Origin of the sequence: Microcystis sp. M179S2 (genome assembly GCF_020245805.1) — a bacterium.
Taxonomy (GTDB): Bacteria; Cyanobacteriota; Cyanobacteriia; order Cyanobacteriales; family Microcystaceae; genus Microcystis; species Microcystis aeruginosa.
This window is the reverse complement of record NZ_JADBUE010000162.1, coordinates 1-9,139: the sequence shown is the minus strand read 5'-3', so window position 1 is coordinate 9,139 and position 9,139 is coordinate 1. Positions and strand designations below refer to the sequence as shown.

The window sequence follows — 9,139 nt, the reverse complement described above, 5'->3', positions numbered from 1 at the left end:
GTCGCCCAGTTATTTTGTATCTTCTGTAGGAGGTGCGCCACTGGAAGTTCTTAAGTGCTACATCAAAAATCAGGAAAAGCCGTCGTAAAACGACGGGGTTTTAACCCAAATTTTCGATAATTTGGACGAGAGATTCAATCAATTTGGCATTCATGTTTTTTTCTTCTTTAGTAAGATTATCAAGATTCTAATTCGATTCCTCAAACAGTGATAGAAAATCACGGCGAACACTCACTAAGCTGTCAAGCATTAAATTACGAACAGCTTAACCTTCCGTAGGTATCACGGTTCAAAGTAAGGGTCATTTTTCCACTCATATTTCTGCTCCCCAAAACGAAAAGATAACTGCTGTATTTAAATTTTTACAGTTTATTTTAAATAAATCAAGAGATTTAACCCCGGAATCGTGCGCGAGAGAGTCCAGATAAGGAGAGTGATATAAAAGATGCCGATACCCCATTGATACCAAACTAAAAAAGAAATAATAGCGGGTAATTCTCGATCGCGAACTCGCCAATCATTAAAGCCTAATTTTAGCAAATTATTGAGACTTAAATCGTAATAATTTAACCAATTCCAACGCTTTTGCCAAGGAATAGGATTATAACGATCGCGAAAGAGGGGGAATTCGGGAACCACGGGTAAACGGGTGATTAATAAGCGTAATTGTCGCATACTACCATCTTGCAGGAAATAGGAACTATCCATTAAATCGTGATAGCGTCCCCGACGATAAAGTTCGATAACTAAAATTAAAGGTAAGGGGACAAGAATTAGGGCAATAGCTGTTAAAGTTAGTAGGGGACGACTGGCAGATTGTAGGATATTAAACACACCTGAAAGGGTGAGAATAATATAGCTAGTTACCATACAAAAGATTTCATAACGACTAGGAATTACTGGTTTAGGAGTGAGACGACGCACGCGATCGATTAACCAAAATAAACAGCCAAAATAGGCAAAAATTATGATTCCTGTCCCGAAAACTAAACTAAAATTTGTACCATCTTGACTTAAGAGTAATAGTAAAGCAAGGAAAGAAGTATGCAGAAAATCAGCTACCCAAGTGAGGTTAATTAGGCGAATAAATGAGATATTATTTAGCTTTTGTTTTAACTGTTGTAATCGCAATTTTTCGGTTTTATATTCAATTTGATTGGCATCGGCAATTTGTTCTAGGGAGCGAAAATTACGAACTAAATTTCTTAAAACTGTCTCATTTCCTGTTAGGTTTGGTAAATAAATTGCCTGACCAATTACTCCTCTATCTCCCAGGATTTTCGCTTTATCGGAATCAAAAGCTAATCCTGATACACTTAAATAACTATTTTTAGTAAAAGTGGAATTACTAAAATCTACCTGATCTAAAAGTTTCACATCTTGAAAACTAACCACACCATTAAAATAACTAGACCGGAAAGCACCCGATTTTTCAAAAGTGGCATTTCTAAAGGTTAATAAACTTAAAAATCTACTCTTAGAAAATAGCGGACGATCTCGCCATTGACTTTGGGAAAAATTGGCTTCCTTTTCCCAGAAAGTACGGGTAAAATCTGCGGTTTTATCGTATTTAGTTTGATCAAAATAAGCTTCGGCAGTAAAATGACTGCGATGGAAGTTAGTAATACTTTTAAAATGGGCTGTGCGAAAGATGGCTTTATTTAAAAATTGACTTTGACTAAAATTTACATCTCCCATAAAATTGGCTTTGGTAAATTTCGCTACCCTAGCAAAACGAGATTCTACCCAATTACTTTCACGACTAAATTTTGCTTCCATTGCTTCGACAATTTGCAGAAAAAAAGTCTTAGAAAAGTCCACTTCTCCCATAAATACGGTTCCCTGCAACTTCACAGGTCCGCGAAATACTGTGACATTAAAAACTGGTTCATCGCTATCGAATAAAAAATTTTCGTCCTGTTGTAATAACTGTTCTTCCGTGGGTGATAATAAGGTAGCGAGAGCCACTTTTGTTAAAGGAGTCGGTAAACCCAGACGGGAAGCGATAAAATTGCCTTGAATTAAGGAATTACTAAAATCTAAACCTAGGGGTTGTTTAGCGCGATTAATTTGACCTTGAATCTGTTGATAAAATTGTTCTTGCAGCTCCTTATTTTCATCGCGGATATCGATAACTAAATTGGCTAAATTAATGGTAGTCATCCCTTCTTTAAGGACGGGTGCGCTTAAACGTTCCTGCAATAAAGTTACTGTTAAGGGAACCCTATCCACTACTGCCAAACTAGGGAGAGAATGTACAGAGAAAAACAGAAAAACAATGATTAGTAACCAGCAGCCTTTCAACAACGCACCCACGACAGTTATTTTCCTAAACAAGCTTGGATAGCCATTTCTAAATCCTCTTGGTTTAAATCGGTGATAACAAAGACTTCCTGCACACTTTTTCCTGTCCTCGCAATCAGCTTAAAACCACCACGAATTGGTACTGATATCCGCAATTGTAACCGCGGACAATGACCTTTTGAGCGAGAAAGTACCCCCGGGGTGACAGTGGTGATTCCTTGATAGGTAATTAACTTTTCTAATACCGCAATCAACCCCGGAATATGAGTAGAATGATTCCAAACTAAACGACCATTATTCATAATTATGCGGCCTCTAGAGGAGCCATAGTTAATCCTTCCCGTCGCAATTGTTGGTGATAAAGTTCCGCTTGTTCTTGGGGACCTGTCCAGACAATTGCTTGTCCTTGGTAGTGAACTTGATTAGTTAATTCCCAAGCTCGATCGGTAGTCATATCCGGGATATATTTAATTAAACAATTGGCCACATGATCGAAGGTGTTAAAGTCATCGTTGAGAACAATAACTTTATAGTTGGGATAAGTCTTTTTGACCACTTGGGTGGACTTATCTAAGGTGGTACTGGGTGCGCTGGCCATAGAAGTTACAATAGGTTAAGGTTTTTGCAATTAAATTCGAGCATTTTGACAACAATTAAGCGGCAAAAGCCACAGAATTATTATTCAAAACCCGGTGATAGTAATTTAATAACTGTTTGGTGGCCGCTTGCCATGCCCATTTTTCGGCTTCTAGACGCGCATTTCGTCGTAATTCCTCTCTTTCTGCCTTGGCGGTTAGTAATCTTTGGGTGGCACTAATTAAACCCTTTTCATCCCTAGGATCGAAGAGATGACCATTAACTCCATCGGTGACAATATCGGGAATTCCCCCCGAATTTGCCGCCACCACCGGACAACCGGCAGCCATGGATTCTAAGAGTACCAAACCGAGGGTTTCTGTGCGTGAGGGAAAAAGAAAAGCATCTGCGGAAGCAAAAGCGGAGGCTAATTCTAACCCCTGTAAATAACCGACAAAATGGGTATTTGTGTCGGCAAAATGACTTGTTAAAGCTTCCCGATGGGGACCATCTCCCACAATGGCAAATCTTGCTTCGGGAATCGCTTCTAATACTGGTTTAATGCGATCGATTTCTTTTTCGGCCGACACTCGACCAACATATAATAAGAGAGGACTATCGGGGTTATTTTGGGATAATTTCAGTCTCATAGCTGGGGATTTTAAATGAGGTTGAAATAATTCCGTATCGACTCCCCTTTGCCAAAGCTCTACCTTTTCAATGCCACGACTAGATAATTCTTGCACCATAGCAGTGGAAGTGCAGAGATTTAAACTTGCTTGATTGTGGGCCAGTTTTAATAATTCCCAGAGTAATCCTTCTAGGGAACCTAATCCATAGTGTTGTAGGTATTGGGGGAGATGGGTATGATAGGAAGCGACGAGGGGAATGTTCATAGTTTTGGCAAAATAAATGCCTCCCACCCCTAAAATAGCGGGGTTAACCACATGAATAATATCGGGTTTAAACCTCTCTAAAGCTTGACCGACTGAAGGCCGGGGGAAAGCCATTTTTAATTCCGGATATAGGGGTAAGGGAATCCCTGTAACTCCATGAATTTTAGCACCTTTGTACTCCTTTAAACCGCCATCGGGAGAGAAAACTAATACCTGATGACCTAATCTTTGTAGGTGTTCCACGGTATGTTTAAGACGGGTGACAATTCCATCGATTTTCGGTAAGAAAGTTTCTGTAAAAAGAGCAATTCGCATAGAGAAAACAAGGTTAAGTAATAATTAAGGACAAGCTTTTTTTGAGATAGCTAGGAATAATTACTGAATTTCTCAAGGCAATTAACTCCCCAATTAATCATAGATCAGAAAGGCCAAAGGTTTTAATCACTCGATCGCTACCTTCGATAACCACCGTCGCTCGATAATTATCGCCGATTGCCGCTGTCCATAATTGCCATTCCCCCGCCACATTGTCTAATTTTAAGGGATTGAGGCCCACTTCCACTCGATCGAGTCCCCCGCTAATTCCCGTTCCCACTGCCTTTAAATAAGCCTCTTTTGCCGTCCATAACTGAAAAAATAGCTTTTCCTTCTCCGCAGACTTTTCAACAAGCTCGTGTTCCTTAGCACAAAAAAACCTTTTTGTCAAGCTATTTAAATCTTTCATCTGGCGCATTTTCTCTAAATCTACCCCGATGCGAGCGGTTAAAGTCAAGCCACAGATTGCCATCTCCTCGGAATGGGAGAGATTAAACTGCAATTGGTAGTTAATACTCGGTTTTCCCCGTTCACTGTAGATAAACTCGATTTTTTCGGGACTTATCGCCAAATATGACCCTAAAATCTCCCGTAAACACCCCCTAGCCACCAAAAAACGCCGCTTGTGTTGGGGAAAATGGTAACGATTAGCTCTAATTATTTCATCTTCCGAGAGCAAAGAAGCCAGTTTTTCTAGTCTATCCCCAGACGGATCAAGACTGATAAAATAGAGATGAACCTCATCGGTAGATATAAACATTAAACTAAGAAGCGATCAAATAATTAATTATCGGTAAATTTTACCGTAAAATGAGAATTGCCGACTCAATAATTTATCCACCTTCTAACTTTTGACTTTGCAGCACACCTATGAACTTTTTTCATACTGAAGACCACCTCCAACAGTTCGGTACAGATATTTTAGAAACAACTTGGCGAGAATTTACCCAATTAGCTCAAGAACAAATTGCCCTAACTTGGATAGTATATGATCCTCCCGTTATCGTCAACACGGGGGGAGCAATTTCTCACGAAGAATTCTGGAAATATTCCCCCCGCGGATTTAGTTATCGCGGACAAGAAAGAACCTATCCCGCTAGTTTAGTTAAATTATTTTATCTAGTAGCAATTCATGAGTGGTTAGAAGGGGGAATGATTCCCGAAAACACCGAATTAAATCGCGCCATTCGTGACATGATTGTTGACTCTGGTAATGATGCTACCAGTTTAGTTGTAGATCTGGTGACGGGAACCACTAGCGGTCCAGAAATTGCCGCCGGTCCCTTTGAAACTTGGAAGCAACAACGCAACATAGTTAATCGTTATTTTCAATCCCTAAATTGGCCAGAATTAGCGACAATTAACGTTAATCAAAAAACTTGGTCTGATGGTCCCTATGGACGTGAACGCGCTTTTTTAGGGGAATTAATGGAGAATCGCAATATGTTAACTAGCAATGCAGTGGCGCGTTTAATTCATACTATTGTCGGGGGGATTGCTGTTTCTTCCCAACGTTCCCAAATGATGATGTCTTTACTAAAACGAAGTCTTAATCCTGCTGATTGGACAAGTCAAGGAGATGATACACAAATCTTAGGATTTCTGGGACAAGGATTACCAGAAAATAGTCAAATTTGGTCAAAAGCTGGTTGGACAAGTCAAGTACGTCACGATGCAGCCTATATTGAAATTCCCCACCATACTCCCTATCTATTGGTGGTATTTACCGAGGGAAAAGATAACAGTCAAAATCGCTCAATTTTACCTTTTATTTCCCAGAAAGTAGCCGAGAAAATTATGCAGATCCATTAATTAAGCTGTGGGTAGGATGGTTTTCTCTGTCATTGCCAAAAGTGCTAGATAAACATCCTACTGCAATAAATCCGTAAATTTACCGATGTGCATCTCAATATACAGCTTTTCTGGGATAGATGGGGTTCGTTCTTGCAGCTGAAATATCCGTTGAGTAACTCACAGAAAACGGGTTTCTCGGAGAAACCCGTTTTCTACTCATGCACTCATGCAAAAAGGGGAATAAATAATCAGTCTTTAATAACCAGATTTAGTATGAGGATTTAGTCTGTGCTTTACCTTGACGGGAAGGGCTGTCATCATTTAAACTAACAATAAGTTATTTTTAAGTAAGTAGTCGGGCATAAATTCTGTTGTCTATCTTAAGAAATGTAAATTGCCGCAATTCTTACTGACTCCTGACTCCTGACTCCTTATCCCACAGTTAACTTTACTTTTGTCCAACTACTTATTTCCTCAAATGTGTGACTTTCAACCCTCACCATTGTCATAACGAAAGGGAAGTGGAGAGTAAATTAATTGTCCAGTATTTACTCCCCAAACTAGGCTACAATGCCGAACATTGGTATCAACAAGTTAGCTTCGGTAAAGTACGCTTAGATTTCCTTGTTTCCGCTCAAAAACCTATCAATAAAAGGCAGTTTTTATCCTCTCACTGTCTAATTGTCGAGGCTAAAAACCCCAGAGAAAAGCTCATCAATCATCGTCACCGCTTAGGTTATTATCTCAACTACTTTAAAGTGCAGTGGGGATTATTAACCAATGGTGATGAGATTCAACTTTATCAAAGAAAACCCGATAAAATTTATTTAGTTTTTAGATGTTCTGGGTTAGAAATTGCCTCTCACTTAGAACAGTTAAAATTTCTGATTGGCTACGAAACCTTATCCCTAGGCATTCCACCGCTTAATTCTCCAACAACCAACCACAGAAATCCCATGAAAACCATCGCAATTTATCATCATAAAGGTGGTGTTGGCAAAACCACCGTCGCTACCAATCTAGCGGCAGCTTTGAGTAAAAAAGGCAAGCGAGTATTATTAATTGATATTGATGCTCAAGCTAATAGTACCTTTGCCGTTGGTTTAATTAAGTTTCAATTCGATGATGACGATGATTTAAAAGATAAAAATGTCTTTCATTTGCTAGATAACAGTAACCGCATTTTTATTGAGAATATCGTCAGAAAGTCTCAAGGATTCAATCATCCAGAAATTGATGTTATTCCCTCTCACATATCTTTAATTGCTAACCAAGCTAAAATTAAAGATAATGCAGCGGTATTTGCTAGATTGGCAAGAAAATTAGAGAAAGTAAATGATCAATACGATATTGTAATTATTGATGCACCTCCCGCACTTGATTTATATGCACGCATTGCTTTAATTGCAGCTGACTATCTGATAATCCCTTCTGATCTTAAACCATTTTCTAATCAAGGATTAGATAGCGTTAAAAACTTTGTTCAAGAGGAAATCAATGAAAGTCGTGGAGATTTGGGTAAACCAACCCTACAAATTTTAGGCGTTTTACCTTCCAAAATTTCCACCCATGCTCAATACTTAAAATATAATTTTCCCAAACAAAAACAAGTGATTCCAGACAAATATAATTTACCTTTGATGGAATCGACTATCTCGGAAAGAATGCCTTTATCTCGCTGTATAAATCAATACGTTACCGTGGGAGATTTAGAAATTCCTGCCCCCCAATCTATAATCGATTATGCCGAACATCAAGCTGATGCGGGAGTATCAGCAGCAGAATTTGAAGCCTTAGCACTGGAAGTTTTAGCTAAAATAGGAGTTAAATAAATGTGGAAATTTTTACGAGTCGATATTACTGATATTAATCCTTCTGTTGCCAGAGAAACTTTCTCCGAAACTGAATTGGAAAATTTAGCCAATCTTATTATTGAAATGGGTGGAATTATTCGCCCTGCTATTCTCAAAAAAGCTGATAATAAAAAAGTTGATGAACGTTATAATATTATTAGTGGAGATTTAGAATATTATGCTTCTGTCATCGCCAATCAGAAAGTTCCTGACATCGAGATGATTAACGCTTTTGTAGTTGATAAAGAAGCGGAGAGTATCGCTTTACAGCAAATACAGTTATTATCCTCTTCTCCTGGGTTAATTACCACGCATGAAAAAATAGATAATCCTCTAGAATTGAGGATGAGTAATCTTGAAAAACGATTAGAAACCCAGTTACAAGCAATCCGAGAGGAGTACCAAAAAGAAATCAAAAGACTGGAAGAAAAAATTATTATTTCTCCTCCTTCTCCTCCTTCTAAGTCGATTTTAGAGCTTTTAAATAGCTGTGATGCTAATCAACTTAAAAAAGCAGGAATTCCCGCTACATCTGTTAACGATTTTCTGAAAAAACGTTCAGAGAAACCTTTTGATTCCTTAGAAGATATCCTCAAGCGCCCAGTGGTAGGAGTTAAAGAAGCAAGATTAATTAAGCTTATAGATTATTTGTTAATTTCTAATTGATTTTTGTGGGTGTGTTGAGCTACTTTAACACACCCTACCGATGGATGTTATAATAATGGAAGATCAGGAAAAAATCCCGATCCGATAGCGGGCAAAGATTAACTAGAAGACGGGTGAAAAGAGAAAACTTATGACAACTACCCCAGTAATAGCTGATTCTTTAACAATTCCTCCCCTAGAAAACGGCGATAAATTAACTCGATGGGAATTTGAACGACGTTATCAAGGGATGCCCCATCTCAAAAAAGCGGAATTAATTGAAGGAATTGTTTATATGGCATCTCCCCTCAGATTTGAAAGTCACGCCGAGCCTCATGCTAATATTATCGGATGGTTAGCTCTCTATAAAGCGGCGACTCCCGGTGTTAGATTGGGTGATAATGCCAGCGTGAGATTAGATATTGATAACGAACCCCAACCGGATGCCCTATTAAGAATTGACAAGGGAGGACAATCGACAATTAGTCAAGATGATTATGTAGAAGGAGCGCCGGAATTAATTGTCGAAATTGCCGCTTCTAGTGCTTCCTACGATGTTCATCAAAAATTAAATGTTTACCGTCGCAATCAAGTCCAAGAATACCTAGTCTGGCGGTTTTATGAACAAGAAATTGATTGGTTTCGGCTACAGGCAGGAGAATATATTAAACTAGAACCCGATAGTGAGGGCATAATGCGCTCCCAAATCTTCCCCGGTTTATGGCTAGATAAAAACGCTTTATTAATGGGCGACTT

9 protein-coding genes and 1 pseudogene are annotated in these 9,139 nt (G+C 38.8%); 5 read left to right on the top strand and 5 right to left on the bottom strand.

Annotated features, from left to right (window positions below):
• A pseudogene (locus IM500_RS09720) lies at positions 1-88 on the top strand (IS200/IS605 family transposase); the annotation flags it as partial.
• A 281-nt stretch (positions 89-369) separates the two neighbouring features.
• Here IM500_RS09720 and IM500_RS09715 read toward each other — a convergent pair.
• The 5 genes from IM500_RS09715 to IM500_RS09695 all read right to left on the bottom strand — a co-directional run bounded on the left by IM500_RS09715 (position 370) and on the right by IM500_RS09695 (position 4,851).
• Positions 370-2,316, bottom strand: a complete 1,947-nt coding sequence (locus tag IM500_RS09715) for a pentapeptide repeat-containing protein (protein WP_190722933.1) — start codon at positions 2,314-2,316, stop codon at positions 370-372.
• A 5-nt stretch (positions 2,317-2,321) separates the two neighbouring features.
• Positions 2,322-2,606, bottom strand: coding sequence for a DUF2103 domain-containing protein (locus tag IM500_RS09710; protein WP_002732155.1), 285 nt, complete (start codon positions 2,604-2,606; stop codon positions 2,322-2,324).
• A gap of 2 nt (positions 2,607-2,608) precedes the next feature.
• A complete protein-coding gene (clpS, locus tag IM500_RS09705; protein WP_002765336.1) occupies positions 2,609-2,902 on the bottom strand; it encodes an ATP-dependent Clp protease adapter ClpS in 294 nt (97 codons plus the stop codon).
• 55 nt (positions 2,903-2,957) lie between these two features.
• Positions 2,958-4,091, bottom strand: coding sequence for a glycosyltransferase family 4 protein (locus IM500_RS09700; RefSeq protein ID WP_079207103.1), 1,134 nt, complete (start codon positions 4,089-4,091; stop codon positions 2,958-2,960).
• A 97-nt stretch (positions 4,092-4,188) separates the two neighbouring features.
• Complete coding sequence (locus IM500_RS09695; RefSeq protein WP_190722934.1) at positions 4,189-4,851, bottom strand: 4'-phosphopantetheinyl transferase family protein; 663 nt, start codon at positions 4,849-4,851, stop codon at positions 4,189-4,191.
• A gap of 110 nt (positions 4,852-4,961) precedes the next feature.
• Between IM500_RS09695 and IM500_RS09690 the strand changes: the two genes are divergently transcribed.
• From IM500_RS09690 to IM500_RS09675, 4 genes are all read left to right on the top strand, one after another.
• A complete protein-coding gene (locus IM500_RS09690; protein WP_190722935.1) occupies positions 4,962-5,903 on the top strand; it encodes a serine hydrolase in 942 nt (313 codons plus the stop codon).
• A gap of 464 nt (positions 5,904-6,367) precedes the next feature.
• Positions 6,368-7,717, top strand: a complete 1,350-nt coding sequence (locus IM500_RS09685; RefSeq protein WP_190722936.1) for an AAA family ATPase — start codon at positions 6,368-6,370, stop codon at positions 7,715-7,717.
• Complete coding sequence (locus tag IM500_RS09680; protein WP_190722937.1) at positions 7,718-8,404, top strand: ParB N-terminal domain-containing protein; 687 nt, start codon at positions 7,718-7,720, stop codon at positions 8,402-8,404.
• A 130-nt stretch (positions 8,405-8,534) separates the two neighbouring features.
• On the top strand, positions 8,535-9,139 hold a 605-nt coding region (locus IM500_RS09675; RefSeq protein WP_287738207.1), incomplete at its 3' end, for a Uma2 family endonuclease.

Excerpts from the sequence above, each read along its gene's own strand:
- IM500_RS09700 (WP_079207103.1), bottom strand. The coding sequence starts at position 4,091 with ATGCGAATTGCTCTTTTTACAGAAACTTTCTTACCGAAAATCGATGGA.
- IM500_RS09710 (WP_002732155.1), bottom strand. The coding sequence starts at position 2,606 with ATGAATAATGGTCGTTTAGTTTGGAATCATTCTACTCATATTCCGGGG.
- IM500_RS09695 (WP_190722934.1), bottom strand. The coding sequence starts at position 4,851 with ATGTTTATATCTACCGATGAGGTTCATCTCTATTTTATCAGTCTTGAT.
- IM500_RS09690 (WP_190722935.1), top strand. The coding sequence starts at position 4,962 with ATGAACTTTTTTCATACTGAAGACCACCTCCAACAGTTCGGTACAGAT.
- IM500_RS09680 (WP_190722937.1), top strand. The coding sequence starts at position 7,718 with ATGTGGAAATTTTTACGAGTCGATATTACTGATATTAATCCTTCTGTT.
- clpS (WP_002765336.1), bottom strand. The coding sequence starts at position 2,902 with ATGGCCAGCGCACCCAGTACCACCTTAGATAAGTCCACCCAAGTGGTC.